This window comes from Psychrobacter sp. PSi21 (assembly GCF_054960615.1).
Genome location: NZ_JBHNYR010000062.1, coordinates 1 through 233, shown reverse-complemented (window position 1 = coordinate 233; position 233 = coordinate 1). Strand labels below are relative to the sequence as shown.

1 protein-coding gene is annotated in these 233 nt (G+C 39.1%); it reads left to right on the top strand.

Translation table 11 applies throughout. The annotated features are described in order from the left end of the window. On the top strand, positions 1-233 hold a 233-nt coding region (locus ACFI32_RS14895; protein ID WP_462627402.1), incomplete at both ends, for a transposase.

The window sequence follows — 233 nt, the reverse complement described above, 5'->3', positions numbered from 1 at the left end:
CTTAAACAGCATGGTATTAAGCAAAGTATGAGCAGAAAAGGCAACTGCTTAGATAATGCACTGATGGAGGGGTTCTTCGGTACGCTGAAGTGCGAGACGATTTATATTGAAAAACCGAAAACGATTGAGCAGTTAGAGAAACAGATTCATGAGTATATGCATTATTACAATCATGAGCGTATTCAACTCAAACTAAAAGGACTGAGTCCTGTGCAATACAGAACTCAGTCCTT